The sequence below is a fragment of the Liquorilactobacillus sicerae genome (genome assembly GCF_029916425.1).
Lineage (GTDB): Bacteria > Bacillota > Bacilli > Lactobacillales > Lactobacillaceae > Liquorilactobacillus > Liquorilactobacillus sicerae.
Map to the genome: position 1 here is coordinate 1 of NZ_JAHAVQ010000259.1, position 438 is coordinate 438.

Annotated in this window: 1 protein-coding gene; it reads right to left on the reverse strand. The window is 36.5% G+C overall.

The window, feature by feature from the left end; all coding sequences use genetic code 11:
- On the reverse strand, positions 1-438 hold a 438-nt coding region (locus KH893_RS12330), incomplete at both ends, for an ATP-binding cassette domain-containing protein (RefSeq protein WP_281166341.1).

The following is a 438-nucleotide window of genomic DNA, read 5'->3' on the forward strand; positions in this document are numbered from 1 at the left end:
TCCAAAGGCAATTTGCTGACATTGACCAGGTGATAACCATTTTCCATTTTCGCCAACTTGGCTGTCATACCGATCAGGTAAGGTGGAAACAAAAGAACACAAGCCCAATTTATCAAAAATTTTTATTAATTCTTTTCGGCTGTATTTACTAGCAAATAATAAATTATCAATAATCGAGCCATTGAACAAGTAGGATTCACTATCAATATAAACAGCTTTTTTAAGCCAGTCCTGCTGAAAATCTGTGCTTAGCTTTGACTCTTGATCAGAAAAACAAATTTCTCCGGCCAAGGATTTTTGCTGAGCCATCAACGTTTTTGCCAAAGTGCTCTTGCCCGAGCCACTTTGGCCACTAAGAGCATAAAGATGACCAATTTTTAGAGACCAGGACAATCGTGTTATTAATGGTTTATCATAACCAATTGCAAGATTATTTAT